Below are 17576 nucleotides of genomic sequence, written 5' to 3' on the forward strand. Positions count from 1 at the left end.
CCTGCTACTTCATGAAGAGGCCTGAGCCCCGCCCTTCCATGGCGTCACGCCAACCACCAAGCCAATGCCCTCGGGCATCCAGGCATTGATACGGACACGCTTCTTTCTGTTTGCCGACCACGCCAGCCTGATAACCACGAGCACGAGCTCTTTCCAGACGGTCCCGCTTCTGTCTCTTCATCATCTACGACCCTCTTCGTGGAACAAAAAAAGCGACCAATTCTGCATCGGTCGCTTTCATCTTTACTCCTGCGAGCGCACTGGGTCAAACAAAAACTTCCACCCTAACTGGGCTATGTGACACAAGGCACTGAACTGGATTAAGTTTTAATTACAGGGAACTTACTCCTGATTTTTGAGTCCTTCCAGCTCTTCCCAGCGAGCAAATGCCTGCTCCAGCGCGGCTTCAGCGGCATTGAGCGCATCCAGTTTCGGCTGGGTTTTATCTGCCGGAAGCGAGAAGAACCCGGGCTGGTTGATCTCGCTTTGCAGCGCATCCAGCTCGGCTTCCAGCTGCTCAAGACGAGCAGGCAACCCTTCTAGTTCAAGCTGCAGCTTGTAGGAGAGCTTCTTGCTTTTCTTCGGCGCTTCTGGCGCGGCGGCAACGACCGGCTCGGGCGCCTTGACCGGTGCACTCTTGGCCTGTTGTTGAGCGTTCTGCTGCTCGCGGGTCGCCATCATGTCGGCGTAACCACCCACGTAATCGCTGATGCGGCCATCCCCTTCAAACAGCCAGCAGCCGGTCACTGTGTTGTCGATGAAGCGACGATCGTGACTCACCAGCAGCAGGGTGCCGGGGTAGTCGGAAAGCAGTTCTTCCAGCAGCTCCAGAGTCTCGACGTCGAGGTCGTTGGTCGGTTCATCGAGGATCAGCAGGTTGCTCGGCTTGAGGAACAGCTTGGCCAGCAGTAGCCGGTTCTTCTCACCACCGGAGAGCGCCTTGACCGGCGTACGGGCCCGCTTGGGCTCGAACAGGAAGTCCTGCAGGTAACCGAGGATATGACGGGAGCGGCCACGCACCATCACCTCCTGCTTGCCCTCCCCGACGTTGTCCACCACCGTCTGCTCGGGATCAAGCTGCTCGCGGTACTGATCGAAGTAGGCCACCTCCAGATTGGTGCCCCCCTTGACGGTGCCACGGGTCGGCTCAAGCTGCCCCAGCAACAGCTTGATCAGGGTCGATTTGCCGCAGCCATTGGGACCGACCAGCGCAATCTTGTCGCCACGCAGCACTTGCAGATCGAGCCCCTTGAACAGGGTGCGATCGCCAAAGTCCAGCCCCAGCCCTTCGGTCTCGAACACCAGCTTGCCGGAGCGATTGACCTCGTCCAGTTGCAGCTTGGCCTTGCCCTGCAACTCGCGACGCTGGGAGCGCTCCATCCGCATCGCCTCAAGGGCGCGCACCCGGCCTTCGTTACGGGTACGGCGAGCCTTGATACCCTGACGCACCCACACCTCTTCCTGCGCCAACTTGCGGTCGAACTCGGCATTTTTCAGCTCTTCGACCCGCAGCCACTCCTCTTTCCCCTGCAGGTACTCGTCGTAGTTACCCGGCCAGGAGGTGATGGCGCCGCGATCGAGATCGATGATCCGGGTAGCCAGCTTGTGGATGAACTCCCGATCGTGAGAGATAAAGACGATGGCGCCGCGAAAATCCTTGAGGAAATCTTCCAGCCAGTTGATGGCTTCGATATCCAGGTGGTTGGTCGGCTCATCGAGCAGCAACAAGTCGGGATCGCAAGCCAGCGCACGGGCCAGCGCCACTTTGCGCAGCCAGCCACCGGAGAGGCTATCGAGGGTCACATCGGGATCCAGCCCCAGCAGGGTCAACACCTGACTGATGCGGGTCTCGAACTGCCAGCCGTTCTGATAGTCGAGCTGCTCTTGCAACTCGCTCATCTTGCGAATGTTGGCATCTGACGGATCATGCGCCAGTTCCATGGAGATATGGTGATACTGTTTGAGCAGCTCCCCTACCCCGGCCAGTCCTTCGGCGGCATAGTCAAACACCGTCAGCTCGCTGGAAGCAGGCGGATCCTGCTCAAGGCGGGTCACTTTCAAATCTTGTTGCAGCACCAGACGCCCGTCGTCCAGCGGCAATTCGCTGGCAATGACCTTCATCAGGGTGGACTTGCCCGCCCCGTTGCGGCCAACCAGACAGAGGCGCTCGCCCCGCTCGATGGTCAATTCGGCATTGTCGAGCAGCGGGAAATCACTGAACGACAGACATGCGCCGTGCAATGTTAAAAGAGCCATGTGTGTTCCTTATTTCATATGAAAAAAACGGGCAGCAGACTGGGTCTGCCCCCGTTTTATCGTCAAATCACTCTCACCCCTGACAGGCGGCCCAGCTTTTTAGCTCGGCCAGTGTGAAGGGCCAACCGAGCTCGCGGCCTGCTTCGTCACGCAGCACCGGAATGCGCACCCGATAGGCGGCAAGCCACTGCTCATCATCCATGATGTCGCACTGGCGGGTGGCGGTGGCAAGACCAGCCTCCTCCACCAGCGCCCAGGCCTGCTCGCACAGGTGGCAACCGTCGGTATGAAACAGGGTCAGCATCACGCCTCGCCTTGCTCAGGCGCATGGGTGATGATCCAGCAGTTGTGGATGTGCTGGTTACGTTCGAAATCCATCGGTCGCGTCTTCTGGGTGATGTTCTGGGCCTTGAGACCAGTGGCCTCGAGACCGGCCAGATCCATCTTGAAGTGACGCTTGTTGTTGGAGAAGACCAGAGTGCCGTCCGCCGCCAGCAGGCGCTTCAGGTGCTGCATCAGCAGCAGGTGATCGCGCTGTACGTCGAAGCTCTCGTCCATCCGCTTGGAGTTGGAGAAGGTGGGCGGATCGATGAAGATGAGGTCGTACTGCTCATCGGCTTCAGACAACCACTTCAGGCAATCTGCCTGCACAAACTTGTGCTGACGGCCCACCAGCGAGTTGAGACGCATGTTGTCCTGCGCCCAGTTCAGGTAGGTGTGGGACATGTCCACCGTGGTGGTCTCGCTGGCACCGCCAAGACCCGCGTGCACGGTGGCACTGCCGGTGTAGGCAAACAGGTTCAGGAAGCGCTTGCCCTTGGCCATCTGGCCCAGCATACGGCGAGTCTGACGGTGGTCGAGGAACAGACCGGTATCCAGATAGTCATAGAGGTTGACCCACAGACGGGCGCCGTACTCCTGCACTTCCATCCGGTGCTGCTCTTCGGAGAGCTTCTGATATTGCTGTTTGCCCTCCTGACGCTCACGCACCTTCAGGATCACCTTCTCGCCATCCATGCCGGTCACCTTGATGGCGGCCTGAACCATGTCAAGCAGACGCTGACGGGTCTTCTGGGCGGGGATGTCCTTGGGCGCGGCATACTCCTGCACCACCAGATAGTCCTGATAGCGGTCGATGGCGGCGTTGTATTCCGGCAAGTCGGCATCGTAGATGCGATAGCAATCGATGCCCTCTTTGTTGGCCCATTTCTCGAGGGTTTTCAGATTCTTGCGCAGACGGTTTGCAAAGTCCTGTGCCACCTCTTTTTGGGAAGCCACGGAGTCCAGTGCGATCTGGTAGTTACGCAGCTGACACTCGAGGGCGCCGTTGAACAGGCGATATTGCTTGTCGGCGCGCAGGCGCAGACAGCTGAGCAGCTCGGGCGATGCGGAAAGAATGGAGACTTTCCAACCCTGGAAGCTGCGACGCAGGGCATCGCCGAGGGCCTGATGCACTTCCAGCAGCGCCGGAAATTCGCCAAGACGCTCGCCATAAGGCGGGTTGGAGATCAGCATACCGACCTGGCGGGCCTCCCCTTGACCTTCTTCCCCTTCAACAGGGGCAGGCATCGGCAGCGGGTTTTCCAGCTTGGTGACATCGGCCTGCTTGAAGGTGATGAGATGGGCCACACCGGCCGCTTTGGCATTGTCGCGAGCTTTGAGCAGCACGCGCTGGTCGGCATCACAGCCAAACAGCTTCACTTCGCAACGTTGCATGCCGCGTTTGGCGCGCACTTGCGCTTCCATCATCAAGCTCTGCCACAGCTTACTATCGTGCTGCAGCCAGCGATCGAAACCGAAGCGCTCGCGGCGCAGCGCCGGCGCCATGTCGGCGGCGATAAAGGCCGCTTCAATCAGCAAGGTACCGGAACCGCACATGGGGTCCATCATGGGCTCACCGGCCCAGCCGCTACGGGCAATCATGGCGCAGGCCAGGTTCTCTTTGAGTGGTGCTTCACCTGTGCCTTGACGATAGAAACGCTGGTGCAGCGCCGGGCCTGACAAGTCCAGCGTGATATTGGCCTTGCCTTTGCCCAGGTGCGCCATGATGCGAATATCCGGCGCCTTTTTGTCCACGTCCGGACGCACGTGACCGCGCTTGGTGAAGCGGTCAACGATGGCATCCTTGATCTTCAGCGCGCCATATTGGGTATTGCGAATGGCGGGGTTGGTACCGGTAAAGTCCACCGCGATGGTAGCGGTACCGGAGAAGTGCTCTTCCCAAGGGATGGTGTGGGCACCGAGATAAAGATCCAGATCGTCGTTCATCTGGAATTCGGAGAGCACCAGCACGATGCGGGAGGCAAAACGGCTCCACAGGCAGGCCTTGTAGCCAATCGCCAGTTCGCCTTTGAAATGGACGCCAGCCACGGTCTCACGGACCTGCTCTGCGCCAAGATTGGTCAGCTCATCGGCCAACAGGTTTTCCAGCCCCTTGGGGCAGGTTGCAAAAAATTCTTTCATCACGCTCACGGGGAACCCATAAAAATAGTGCCGCATTATACCTCATCAGGCGGGCTGGAGCATGCAAAAGTCGGCGCAAACAGCAGGATGGAAACAGATTGATAGGTGGCGAAAAGGTAAAAGGCCCCATGACTACCCGATGGCGAGAGCATGGGGCCAAACATCATTTAGCGGATCACTTCATACGAGCCTTGAAAAGGGGATTGCTTTTGCAAATCACGAACAATTTGCCGCGGTGGCGCACCAATTGACAATCGGGATGGCGCGCCCTTGCGGATTTGAGTGAACAGACGACCTGCATTCAGGACTCCTTCTTGCTTGAAAATGCGCCAAAGCGCTTGTTGAAACGGGCCACACTCCCCTCGCTCGATACCTGCTTCTGCTTGCCGGTATAGAACGAGTGCGACTGGCTGGAAACATCGAGCGATACATAGGGATACTCCTTCCCGTCTTGCCACGTATAGCGGCGATCGCTCTTGATGGTTGAACCGACCAGGAAAAAGGCATCTGCCGCCGTGTCATGGAACAGCACCAAACGATAATCCGGGTGAATATGAGGCTTCATGGTAACTCCATTTTGTTATGTTATAACAAAATGTAAGTGAGAATAGCTCTCGTTTCAAGCATAAAATGTCGTATGAAGAAAATCGCTTCAGTGAGTGATGTGTTGATGCTGAGGTGAAGGCACTACACAAGCAGAACGAAACAAGAATGAGACACCATGCTTGCAGAACGGAAGACCAAGATACTGCGTGGGTTAGAACACAAGGTGCAAGTGACTGTAACAAGCCTCAAGAGAGGCTAGATCACAACCATGAAGATCAATGAGAATGGGCAAGATGTTCGCGGATCAATGAAGTATCAGAAACGAGGCACTATGGAGGTGACAACAGTAAAAACAGGCAGCGGTGTAATCACAGAGATAAAAAGATTGATGAAAATATATCAACTGACCTGACGATATTGCTCGGTCACGGTAATACGCGGCTTCATCCGGTTATTCATCACCTTGATCACCCCGAAACGCGGCAAGGTTTTATTGGTGGTCAATACCAGATCGGCAGTGAGGTTCAAACAGACGCTAGCCTGATCCCCTGCCTCAATGACCATAAATTCGCCGTTGCCATGAGGTGTATTCATCAGGACCAGATCACCGTTTTGCGGGATCACTTGCGGATGCTGTTCACTAAAAAACCAGCTTTGCGGCATCAGAGGTTTATAAAAGCGACTGACCGCGATGGCATTAAGCACCAACTGAACCTGATGCGGAACACTCCACTCAAGTTCGGCTGCTTTATCCATCAACTGATAATAGAGGGCGGCATCATCGACACAAAAAGGTTGGGTCGTAAACGAGCTGGGTACCAATTGCCGCCCTTTATACTCGGTCGCAAATAACATGTTATCAGACAGGTCCAACATCAGACGGTCACTCTGGGCATCATAGTGCCATTGCCAGCTATCGGTCGGTTGGATAAACATGTTGGAGCCCTTACTTGATAATTACCAGTTGACTTTATTCCATATGCAGGAAATCAGCAACGTCAAATAAAGGGCTCCGCCATCTATTTCTTAAATATTGGTCACAATCTCTTTGACCAGCCCCGGCCCTTTATAAATAAAGCCGCTATAAATTTGTACCAGACTGGCACCGGCGGCCAATTTTTCACGGGCGGCCATGGCACTATCAATACCACCCACCCCGATAATTGGCAGAGCACCATTGAGCGCCTTGGCCAGATGGCGGATCACCTCGGTACTCTTGTGTTGCAGCGGACGACCGCTCAAGCCACCCGCTTCACCGGCATGAGGCATGTCATAAATCATCTCGCGCTCGAGGGTGGTATTGGTGGCGATAACCCCATCAATGCCATTACGCACCAGCGAAGCAGCCACCTGATCTATTTCCTCAAGGCTTAAGTCAGGGGCAATTTTAACCGCCAGCGGCACATACTTTTTATATTGGGCGGCAAGCTCTTGCTGGCGCACCTTGAGAGCTGCCAGCAATTCATCCAGCGCCTCGCCATATTGCAGCGAACGCAAACCCGGGGTGTTGGGGGAAGAGATATTGACGGCAATATAACCGGCGTGATCATAAACCTTGTCCATGCAGATCAGATAATCATCCTTGCCCTGTTCGATGGGAGTATCTTTGTTCTTGCCGATATTAATGCCGATGACCCCCTGATATTTGGCCTCTTTTACCTTGGCCACCAGATGATCAACCCCCTTGTTGTTGAATCCCATCCGGTTGATGATCCCCTCTGCCGGAATAACCCGGAACAGGCGCGGCTTGTCATTGCCGCTCTGGGGTCTGGGGGTGACGGTACCGACTTCGATAAAACCAAATCCCATGGCGCCCAGCGCGTCAATGCACTCACCATCTTTATCCAGACCGGCCGCCAATCCCACCGGATTGGCAAAAGAAAGCCCCATGACAGTGACGGGGCGTTTCGGCAAATTCTGGCGGAAGAAACAATCGAGTGGCGTACCGAGAAGGCGGGGCAAATATTTCATGGAGAGATCGTGAGCCTGTTCCGGATTGAGTTTGAACAGGAAATGCCTGGCGATGGGGTACAACATCTTTGCTCCTTAAAGAAAGCCCCGGCAACTGGCCGGGGCTTTGGGTGTAGTGTCGGTGTCATGCCTTAATCTGGCAATTAAAGTGCCCGACAATTCAACTGGAGCAGGTTCAACTCTCGCAAGGCCACCGAGAACTTGGCGAACTCGTGAGTGCTGGTGGTCTTGAAGTCGGCCAACATGTGGGTCCAACGGGACAAGAGTTGTTCATGCTCCGAAATCCAGTCGGCCAGTATGGTAGCGCATTCTCCCTGCTCTTTGCACCCTTCCAGTACCACAGAAGTGAGACTGCGCTGCTGCCAGTCCAGATCTTCGCGGAAGGAGGCTCGCGCCATCGCCTGCCAGTGGTTGCCGACCGGCTGATGGTTGATCTGGTCGAGGAACCAGTGCAGATCCAGTTTGGCTCCGAGGCGATAGTAAACGTTGGCGGCGCGCAGGATATCGGTTTTGTGCTCGGCGGCAATCTGCGCCAGATCCAGGCTGGAGAAGAGGCTGCTCATATGGGCGACCTGACGGGCAATGGCCTCCGGCACCTGTTTCTCCATCCACTTGGCAACAGCCTGACGATGCTCGGCTACTTCGCTCTCATCCATCACCTCGTAAAGGTGTGTGCCGAGGGTCTCGAACGCCGGACGGAAGAAGGCGATGTTCTCGCTGATGCTCCAGCTGCGATTGCGGGCACGCAGGAACCAGCGGGTGGCTCGGCGCACAATGCGGCGGCTGTAGAACATCAGCTCGAGCTGAGTCTGGGCATCCACCAGGTTGTCGCACCCTTCGATATCGCGCCACAGCTGGTTCATGCCAAACACTTCGCGGGCCATGGCGAAGCAGCAAGCCACTTCGGCGACCGAGGCACCGGTCTCGTCCTTCATCCGGCTGGCGAAGTTGAGCCCCATGTCGTTAACCAGCATGTTGGCCACCCGGGTAGCGATGATCTCGCCGCGTAGCGGGTGATCGGCCAGCTGGGCACCAAACTGCTGCTGTACTTTGGCCGGGAAGCTGGTGACCAGCATGTTGGCGAGGAAGGGCTCGTCGGTCACTTCCGGGCAGTTGAGCTGCTCTTTCAGCACCATCTTGCCGTAAGCCACCAGCACCGCCAACTCGGGGCGGGTCAGTCCCTGCCCTGCCGCCATCCGTTCGGAGAGCTCCTCGTCAGAGGGAAGGAACTCTAGCGCACGGTCGAGCTTGCCTTCCCGCTCCAGTCCCTGAATAAAGCGCTGCTGCTCTTTGAGTTGTTCAGAGCCGCGGAAGCTGGTGACCGAGATAGACTGGGACTGGCGATAGGCGTTGGTGATCACGATCTGTGCCACGTCGTCGGTCATCTCATACAGCATCTGGTTACGCTGCTTGAGGGTCAGATCGCCAGCAGCCACCAATTGGTTGAGCAGGATCTTGATGTTCACCTCGTTATCGGAGCAATCCACCCCACCCACGTTGTCGGTAAAATCGGTGTTAATGCGACCGCCCTGACTGGCGTACTCCACCCGGCCGAGCTGGGTAAAGCCGAGGTTGCCCCCCTCACCCACGATACGGGCCCGCAGATCGCGGCCGTTGACTCGCAGTGCGTCGTTGCTGCGATCCCCAACTTCCCCATCGCTCTCCCGAGCGCTCTTCACATAGGTGCCGATGCCGCCGTTCCACAGCAGATCGACATTGAGGCAAAGCAGCGCCTTGATCAGCTCGTTTGGCGCCATGCTAGCCTTGTCGGTACCGAGCAGGGTTTGTATTTCCGGGCTCAGCTTGATGGACTTGGCCGAGCGCAGGAAGATGCCGCCCCCCTGTGATATCAGCTCGCGGTTGTAGTCATCCCAGCTGGAGCTCGGCAGATCGAACAGGCGCTGGCGCTCGACAAAACTCTTGGCCGCATCCGGAGCGGGGTCAACGAAGATATGCATATGGTTGAACGCGCCCACCAGCCGGGTGTGCTCGGAGAGCAGCATGCCGTTGCCGAACACGTCGCCGGCCATGTCCCCAATCCCCACGCAAGTGAAGTCGGTGGTCTGGCAGTTGACGCCAATTTCACGAAAATGCCGTTTGACCGACTCCCAGGCGCCGCGGGCGGTGATACCCATCTTCTTGTGGTCGTAACCGACCGAGCCGCCGGAGGCGAATGCATCACCGAGCCAGTGACCGTATTCGAGGCTTATTTCGTTGGCGATGTCGGAGAAGGTGGCTGTGCCCTTGTCGGCAGCGACCACCAGGTAGTAGTCATCCTCATCGTGACGCACCACGGATTTGGGCGGGATCACCTCGCCGCCGATGATGTTGTCAGTCACATCGAGCAGACCGCGGATAAACAGGCGATAACAGGCCTTGCCCTCCTCCTGGATGACGGCGCGAGGCGCCCCCACCGGCATCTGTTTGCAGTAGAAGCCGCCCTTGGCCCCCACCGGCACGATGACGGTGTTCTTCACCTGTTGGGCTTTCACCAGACCCAGCACTTCAGTACGGAAATCTTCTTTACGATCGGACCAGCGCAGGCCGCCACGGGCAACCTTGCCCCAGCGCAGATGCACCCCTTCCACCCGCGGCGAGTAAACGAAGATCTCGAATTTCGGCAGCGGCAGTGGCATGTCGGTGATGCTGGACGGCGCCAGTTTGAAGGAGATGTAGGGCTTGATGTTGCCCGCCTTGTCCAGCTGGTAGTAGTTGGTGCGCAGGGTAGCGTCGATCATCTCCACATAGCGGCGGATGATGCGATCGTCATCCAGGTTGGCCACCTGATCCAGCTTGGCGGCAAGCTCCTCGTGCAGCTTGGCCTGTACCTTGGCGTCCTGCTTGCCGACAGGATCCAGGCGCTGTTCGAACAGAGCAAACAGCAACTGGGCAATGTCGGGGTAACGGGTCAGGGTCTCTTCGATATAGGACTGGCTGAAGGAAACGCCGGTCTGACGCATGTATTTGGCATAGGCGCGCAGCACCGACACTTGGCGGCCGGTAAGTCCCGCCCCCAGCACCAGCCGGTTGAAGCCGTCATCTTCCAGCTGCTTGTTCCAGATGGCGGCAAACGCCTGCTGGAAGCGCTGCTGGCTCTGGGCCAGATCAAAGGGCTGCTCGCCGTGCAGCAACATGGAGAAGTCGAGGATCCAGAACAGATCACCGCCCGGAGTGCGCACCTGATACGGGGTCTCGCCGATCACCCGCAGCCCCATGTTCTCCAGCATCGGCAGCACATCGGAGAGGTGAATGGGCTCGGTGCGATGGAACAGCTTGAGCCGTACCCGACGGTCGTTCTCCTCCTCCTGAGCGCGGTAGAACAGCATGCCCAGCGGCTCGGCTTCGCTCAGGTTATCGAGCGCCATGATGTCGGCCACGGCAGAGCCAGGCAACACATCTTCCTTGTAAGCACGGGGGAAGGCGGTACTGAAACGGCGGCGCAGCTCATTGCCACGGGCCTCGCCATAGTGGGAAAGCAGCACGGAGTCGAGTCTGTCGTCCCAGCTGCGGGCCGCTTCAATCAGGTTGTTCTGTACTTCGTTCACATCCACATCCACGTTGTTGTTGTTGACCCGCACTATGTAGTGGGTCCGCGCCAGCACGCCCTCGGTGAAGTAGACGTTGAACTCCACCTCTTCATTGCTGCCAAAATATTTCTGCAAAATTTGCTGGGTCTTGATCCGCAGCGCCGTGTTGTAGCGCTCCTTGGTGACATAGACCATGCAGGAGAAGAAACGGCCATACACGTCGCGGCGCACGAACAGCCGTAGCATGTCCCGCTCCTGCATCTCCAGCACCCCAAGACCGGTGGCCAACAGCTCCTCTTCACGGGCCTGGATCAGCTCATCGCGCGGGTAGGTTTCCAATACGTTGAGCAGCGCCTTGTAGGCGTGGGAGCCCTTCTCGTGACCGGAGGCGGCCATGATGCGCTCGAGACGATGGCTGATGAGCGGGATCTGGGTCGCGCTGGTGTTGTAGATGGAAGAGGCGTAGAGGCCGATGAAGCGATCTTCCCCGATCACCTTGCCATGCTCGTCAAAGCGCTTGATGCCGATGTAATCCACATAAGCCGGACGGTGCACCCGGGACTTGCTGTTGGATTTGGTGAGGATCAGCAGGTCAGAACTCAGAGCGGCATGACGGGCGCTGGCCGGCATGTTGCCAAGGCGCTGACCCACCTCCTTGATGGAGTTCTTCATCAGCCCAAGGCTGGAGCTCGCCTGCGGCAGGATCTCGTGATCCCCCTCCACCGCCTTGACGTCGTAACGGCGATACCCCATCAGGGTAAAGTTGTGGGCAGCTACCCATTTGAGGAAGGCAACGCAGGAGGCCACCTCCTCCTTGCTGACCGGGTGCTTGCGCTTGGGCAGTTCGTCGATGATCTCATTGAGCTTGGCCAGCATGGGCTGCCAGTCGCCGACTGCCAGCGCCACTTCACCGGCCACGGAGTTGAGCTCGGCAGCCAGCGCGGCCATCTGCTCCTCGCTGGTGAGGTGATCGATCTCGATAAGGAATGCCGTTTCAACCGAGGTCTGCCCGTCGGTGTTGTCGAGCTCCAGGATGGCGTCAATCTTGCCATCCGAACTACGAATGAGGTGCAGCGGTTGGTGCAGCATCATGTGGGCGGTGATATTGAGCCGTTTAAGCGCCATCCGGATGGAGTCCACCAGGAAGGGCGAGTCCTGCAGGATCACCTCGACGATGGTATGGGGCGATTGCCAGCCGTGACGGGTCAGCTCGGGATTGTAGACCCGGATGTAGGGATCGGTACCGCTGCGCTGATTGAGGGCATTCCACAGGCTCAGGGCCGCGCCGTAGAGATCGCTGTCATTGCGATCGTGCAGATCGGAGCTCGCCATGTTGCCGTAGAACTTGGCAACGAAGCGCTCGACCAGAGAGGCGCTGTTTTTGGGCAACTTCTGATGGATCAGGCTGAGAACGTTTTCGAGCAGAACTGAGGTAGGGGCGTCTTTCAATGCCATTTTTATATTCCTTATCGGACGACATTAACCACCGACGCAGAGGCAACCACCCTGGTTACCCGCTGGTGCAGAGTTGTTGCGAAGTGTAATGGCTTGGATAAGGGAAGGCGAGGAAAGGTGCTAACGAGATGTTAAAAACAAGGTGCAGATCACGGCTTAAACTGTGAGAAATTTTGCAAATAACCAAAAATACAGAAATTCCCACTACCTTTGTGCCGGTTTACCGGATAGATAGTGACGCAAAGCAGATAAACAGTCGGTAATCTGTTCGATTTTTGTTAATTTATGCGTTCGAGACTGATAAAGCGGTAATCGTCCTGGGTTTTCAGCCGAAAATAGCCATGCACACCATTGATGGCGACAAAGGGGCGTATTTTTTCTATGCCAAGCTCCAGGGTCAACCCCTGTTCGCTGCGCACCACCAGCCGTCTGGCATGGCCCTGATACATCAGCATCACCTCGTCACTGCTCAATGAGAGCCGAAAAGTAAACTGCTTCACGCTTGCTCCTGATCACACAACAAATCACACAATAGGGGCAGGCGCATTCACGCCCCTGCCCCGTCGACACTTACTGCTGCAGCGCCTTGCTGACCTTCTCGAACAGATCCCGTGCCAGCCCCTCAAGGTTGGCAAGGCGGGTCAACTCGGCGCGGATCAGCGCCTTGCGCGCCTCATCCAGTCGCTTGAACTGGATAAGCGGAGTGATGAGGCGGGAGGCCACCTGCGGATTGACCTCGTTGAGCTCGATCAGCAGATCGGTCAGGAAACGGTAACCGCTGCCATCCACCGCATGGAACTGCACCTGATTGCTCATGGCGAAGCTGCCGATCAGCGCCCGCAGCCGGTTCGGATTGCGAATGCTGAAAGTGGGGTGAGCCATCGCCTGTTTCACTTCGCTAAGCACATCGGCTGCCGGTTTGCTGCCAATCAGCCGCAGCCAGTTGTCCAGCACCAGTCCATCCTTGGCCCACTTGCCTTCAAAATCGGCCAACAGCGCGGCGCGGCATGGCAACAGATATCCGTTGGCCACCTGCAACGCCGCCAGGGTGTCGGTCATGTTGTCGGCAGCTGCATACTGCTCGCGCACCAGCGCATCAGCATGCTCCGCATCCAGTGCCGCCAGATAGCCGAGCACGGCCCCTTTGAGGGCCCGTTTGGCCATGTCGGCATGCACCACCTGATAACCGTTCAGACGCAGGCTCTGATAGGTTGCCGCCAAGCGCGCACCAAAGGCCTCGGCAAGACGGGTGTGGATCGCGTCGCGCACCTGATGGATGGCATCGATATCGGCCACCTCGAACAGCTCGGCCAGGGTCGCTTCACCGGGCAGCGCCAGGATCTCCGCCTTGAGGGCCAAATCCAGTTCACTGTCGTCCAGAATGGCGACGAAGGCGGCCAGCAGGGTTTGGGAGAGCTCAACCCCCTGCCCATGCTGGACCCGTGCCACCCCGTCGATGACCGCTTTGTTGATCAGCATCTGGGCCGCATCCCAGCGGGCAAACTCGTTGCGGGCAAAGCGCATCAGGAAGGCGAGCGCTTCGTCGCTGTAGTCATAGTGCAGCTTGACCGGTGCGGAGAAGTCCCGCAGCAGGGAGGGAACCGGCTTGACCGGCACCCGATCGAATTCGAAGGTCTGCTCCGCTTCCAGCACGTCGAGCACGTTGCCGATGGCCTTTCCCTGATACTGCAACGGGATAACGGCACCCTGCTCGTCATAGAGCTCGATATCGAGGGGGATATGCAGCGGCAGCTTTTGCGGCTGATCCTGAGTCGGCGGGGTGTGCTGGCTCACATGCAGACGGTAAACACCGCTCGCGGAATCGTACTCGTCGGTGACGGTCAGCTCGGGGGTGCCTGACTGGCTGTACCAGCGGCGGAAACGGCCAAGATCGACACCGGAAGCATCCTCCATCGCCTGCACGAAATCATCGCAGGTGGCGGCCGAGCCGTCGTGACGCTCGAAATAGAGGCGCATACCGGCCTGGAAGGCATCTTCCCCCAGCAGGGTGTGCATCATGCGGATCACTTCCGACCCCTTCTCATAGACGGTCAGGGTGTAGAAGTTGTTCATCTCGATCACCACATCCGGGCGGATCGGGTGCGCCATGGGGCCGGCATCTTCGGCAAACTGCGGGCCGCGGACGGTACGCACGTTGTTGATGCGGTTGACGCCACGGGAGCCCAAGTCGGAGGAGAACTCCTGATCCCGGAATACCGTCAGCCCCTCTTTCAGGCTGAGCTGGAACCAGTCTCGACAGGTGACGCGGTTGCCGGTCCAGTTGTGGAAATATTCGTGACCGATCACCCGTTCGATACCGTGGTAGTCGCTGTCAGTGGCAGTGGCCGGATTGGCCAGCACGAACTTGGAGTTGAAGATGTTGAGCCCCTTGTTCTCCATGGCGCCCATGTTGAAGAAGTCCACCGCGACGATCATGTAGATGTCGAGATCATACTCGAGACCGAAACGCTGTTCGTCCCAACGCATGGAGTTGATGAGGCTCTCCATGGCAAAACCGGCGCGATCGAGGTTGCCCTTGTCGACGAAGATCTCGAGGGCCACTTTGCGGCCGCTCTTGGTGGTGTAGTGGCTGCGCTCGACATCGAAATCACCGGCCACCAGCGCAAACAGGTAGCTCGGTTTGGGGAAAGGATCCTGCCACTGCACGAAGTGACGGCCGCCATCCAGATCACCGCTGTCGACCTTGTTGCCATTGGAGAGCAGGAAGGGGAACTGGGCTTTGTCGGCGGTAATGCGGGTGCTGTAGCGCGCCAGAATGTCGGGGCGGTCCAGATAATAGGTTATGCGGCGAAAGCCTTCCGCTTCACACTGGGTGCAGTAGGCATCGCCTGACTTGTAAAGCCCTTCCAGCGCGGTGTTGGCGGCCGGATCCAGCAGGGTGACGATGGTCAGCACACATTCGGCTGGCAGGTTGAACAGGGTCAGACTGCTCTCGCCTTGCTCGTAGTGGTCACAGGGAATGCCATCAATAGCAACGCTTTTGAGGGTCAGCTGCTCACCATCGAGGACGAGCGGCGCATTGTGCTCGCCGTTGCGACGAATGCGAGTGATGGCGGTGACCTGGGTCAGCGGCTCCTGCAGTTGGAAATCGAGGTCGATGGTGTCGATCCAGTAGAGCGGCGCCTGATAATCCTGGCGATATTTGGCCGTCATGGCCTGAGAGTGATCGGTCATTATTGTCTGCTTCCACGCTTGTTAAAGGCGAGAAAGAGGCTGTCACAACCAACTGGCGGGGTCAAACAATTTGCATTACGCCAGATAAGCCAGACAAAAAGAAAGGGCGACCGCAGTCGCCCTTGTGCATTGGAGGTCGCTTTGTCAGCTGCGTTTGCTGACCTTGGCCAGATCTGCCGTGATATTGGCCGCTTCGATGAGATACTCATCCGGCGCTTCAAAATCAGCGGGCAGCTCATCCAGACTCTTCACCGCCGGCTTGCCAAGACGTGCCAGACGCTCGTTGGTACGTTTGAGCGCTTTCTCATCCTGTCTAGCCTGCTCTGCAACACGCTCCGCCTCGTTGAGGGAGACCGACTTCTTGTCTTTCTCCTCCTTGTAGTCGGCGATGTCTTGCATCACATAGGCAAACTCGGGATCCTTGGCGATCCGGGCATCGTGCGCTGCCTGCAACTTGGGCAGTACGCTGGCGAAGTTGCCGAGTTTCTCGTAGTTGGCGGAGGCAATCTTGTCCCACGGCAACGCATTGAACTCACGGCTTTCGCCCGTCTCTTCCGGAGCAACCGGTGTCGGGAAGCTGATATCCGGCGCAACGCCCTTGTTCTGGGTGCTGCCACCGTCGATCCGGTAGAACTTGGCGATGGTGTACTGCACGTGACCGAGCGGCTGCTCGTAGAAGTCATAGACCTTGGCGAGGCTGCGATGCTGCTGCACCGTCCCCTTGCCGAACGAGTTTTCACCCAGGATCAGGGCGCGGCCATAATCCTGCATGGCCGCAGCGAAGATCTCGGAGGCCGAGGCACTGTAGCGGTCTATCATCACCGACATCGGGCCGCCGTAGTAGACGTTGCCATCGTCATCGCCATTGACCGTGATACGGCCCATGTGATCACGAATTTGCACCACGGGACCGCTGGCAAAGAAGAGACCGCTGAGGGCGGAAGCTTCAGTCAGGGCGCCGCCGCCGTTACCGCGCAGATCAATGATCAAGCCATCGATCTTCTTCTTGTTCAGGCTGGAGAGCTCCTTGATCACGTCATCGTGCAGATTGACGTAAAAACTCGGGATCTCGATGACACCAATCTTCTTGCCTTCGGCGTTAATCACCTTGGACTTGGCAGCCCGGTCTTCAAGGCGCACCTTGTCGCGGGTCAGCTCGATCTGCTCGGTCTTGGCAGTTGCGCCCTTGCCGCGCTGGATCTCCAGCTTGACCTTGCTCCCCTTGGGCCCCTTGATGAGCTCGACCACGTCATCAAGACGCCAGCCGATCACATCGACAATCTTGCCATCTTCCTGCCCCACCCCGGTGATCTTGTCATCGGGCTTGAGGTGGTTGGATTTGGCAGCCGGGCCACCGGGCACCAGAGAACGGATGACGGTAAAGTCATCTTCCGCCTGCAACACGGCACCAATCCCCTCCAGCGAGAGGTTCATCTCGGTATTGAAACGATCGGCACTGCGCGGTGAGAGGTAACTGGTGTGCGGTTCGATGGCGCGAGCGAAGGAGTTCATGAAGAGCTGGAAGACATCCTCGCTCTCGGTCTGGGACATCCGCTTGATGGCGTTGTTGTAACGCTTGCCAAGCAGCTCCTTGATCTCGGGCCACTCCTTGCCACTGAGCTTGAGGCTCAGAGCATCAAACTTGACCCGCTGACGCCACAGCTCGTTGAGCTCTGCTTCATCTTTGGGCCAAGCCGCCCCTTCCCGATCAAACACATAGTTGTCGGTCTGGGTAAAATCGAAAGGAGTATCAAGCAGTTTGAGGGCGTATTCGAACCGCTCATAACGCCGCTGCTGACTCAGGTTGAACATCTCGTAGGCGGGAGCCAGACGGCCTCTTTCGAGGTCGGTGTCAAAACCGTTACGGTACTTTTCAAAACGGCTGATATCAGAGGCCAAAAACAGGTTGCGGCTGTAGTCCAGATTCTCCAGATATTTATCGAAAATCACGGAGGAAAAGGCATCGTCCAGCTTGAACTGTTTGTAGTGCGAGCGGGTAAACAGATTGGTAATTCGCTTGCTGGCCGTAGCATGTTGGCTCTCTTGAGCCAACACAGGCAAATCACTCTCCTTGAGCACCGGCTCGATGGCCTGTGCAAGCCCGGCAAGCGCCAGGCTACAGGCAACGAGGGAAAAACGAATTACGCCATGCTTCAACATTTG

The 17576-nt window shown here is 57.6% G+C and carries 12 protein-coding genes; all 12 read right to left on the reverse strand.

Annotation, left to right across the window (positions count from 1 at the left end):
• Positions 1-4: 4 nt before the first annotated feature.
• Positions 5-184 carry a ribosome modulation factor gene (gene rmf, locus ACTG20_RS12475; protein WP_005315693.1) on the reverse strand — a complete coding sequence of 60 codons (180 nt, stop codon included), beginning with the start codon at positions 182-184 and terminating at the stop codon, positions 5-7.
• Between the two features lie 158 nt (positions 185-342).
• A complete protein-coding gene (gene uup, locus ACTG20_RS12480; protein ID WP_150995843.1) occupies positions 343-2256 on the reverse strand; it encodes an ATP-binding cassette ATPase Uup in 1914 nt (637 codons plus the stop codon).
• A gap of 73 nt (positions 2257-2329) precedes the next feature.
• Positions 2330-2560, reverse strand: a complete 231-nt coding sequence (locus ACTG20_RS12485) for a glutaredoxin family protein (protein WP_005351911.1) — start codon at positions 2558-2560, stop codon at positions 2330-2332.
• Complete coding sequence (gene rlmKL, locus ACTG20_RS12490; RefSeq protein ID WP_194496444.1) at positions 2560-4755, reverse strand: bifunctional 23S rRNA (guanine(2069)-N(7))-methyltransferase RlmK/23S rRNA (guanine(2445)-N(2))-methyltransferase RlmL; 2196 nt, start codon at positions 4753-4755, stop codon at positions 2560-2562. The genes ACTG20_RS12485 and rlmKL overlap by 1 nt, the downstream gene beginning before the upstream one ends.
• 139 nt (positions 4756-4894) lie before the next feature.
• Positions 4895-5020 carry a ribosomal protein bL36 gene (locus ACTG20_RS12495; protein ID WP_194496443.1) on the reverse strand — a complete coding sequence of 42 codons (126 nt, stop codon included), beginning with the start codon at positions 5018-5020 and terminating at the stop codon, positions 4895-4897.
• The gene (locus ACTG20_RS12500; protein ID WP_005336598.1) at positions 5021-5284 is read right to left on the reverse strand and encodes a type B 50S ribosomal protein L31; all 264 of its coding nucleotides are present in this window, start codon (positions 5282-5284) and stop codon (positions 5021-5023) included. It lies immediately after the preceding gene.
• A 380-nt stretch (positions 5285-5664) separates the two neighbouring features.
• Complete coding sequence (locus tag ACTG20_RS12505; RefSeq protein WP_194496442.1) at positions 5665-6201, reverse strand: cell division protein ZapC; 537 nt, start codon at positions 6199-6201, stop codon at positions 5665-5667.
• Between the two features lie 90 nt (positions 6202-6291).
• On the reverse strand, positions 6292-7302 hold the full coding sequence (gene pyrD / locus ACTG20_RS12510) for a quinone-dependent dihydroorotate dehydrogenase (RefSeq protein ID WP_005336601.1): 1011 nt from the start codon (positions 7300-7302) through the stop codon (positions 6292-6294).
• Positions 7303-7379: 77 nt separating this feature from the next.
• Positions 7380-12218, reverse strand: a complete 4839-nt coding sequence (locus ACTG20_RS12515) for an NAD-glutamate dehydrogenase (protein WP_194496441.1) — start codon at positions 12216-12218, stop codon at positions 7380-7382.
• A gap of 278 nt (positions 12219-12496) precedes the next feature.
• On the reverse strand, positions 12497-12718 hold the full coding sequence (locus ACTG20_RS12520) for a DUF2835 domain-containing protein (protein ID WP_033136823.1): 222 nt from the start codon (positions 12716-12718) through the stop codon (positions 12497-12499).
• Between the two features lie 70 nt (positions 12719-12788).
• Positions 12789-15413, reverse strand: coding sequence for an aminopeptidase N (pepN, locus tag ACTG20_RS12525; RefSeq protein WP_439987700.1), 2625 nt, complete (start codon positions 15411-15413; stop codon positions 12789-12791).
• A 144-nt stretch (positions 15414-15557) separates the two neighbouring features.
• Positions 15558-17573: a carboxy terminal-processing peptidase gene (prc, locus tag ACTG20_RS12530; protein ID WP_194496439.1), complete on the reverse strand. Its 2016-nt coding sequence runs from the start codon at positions 17571-17573 to the stop codon at positions 15558-15560.
• Positions 17574-17576 lie beyond the last annotated feature (3 nt).

It is taken from the genome of Aeromonas sp. 84A, assembly GCF_051919345.1.
GTDB lineage: Bacteria > Pseudomonadota > Gammaproteobacteria > Enterobacterales > Aeromonadaceae > Aeromonas > Aeromonas veronii.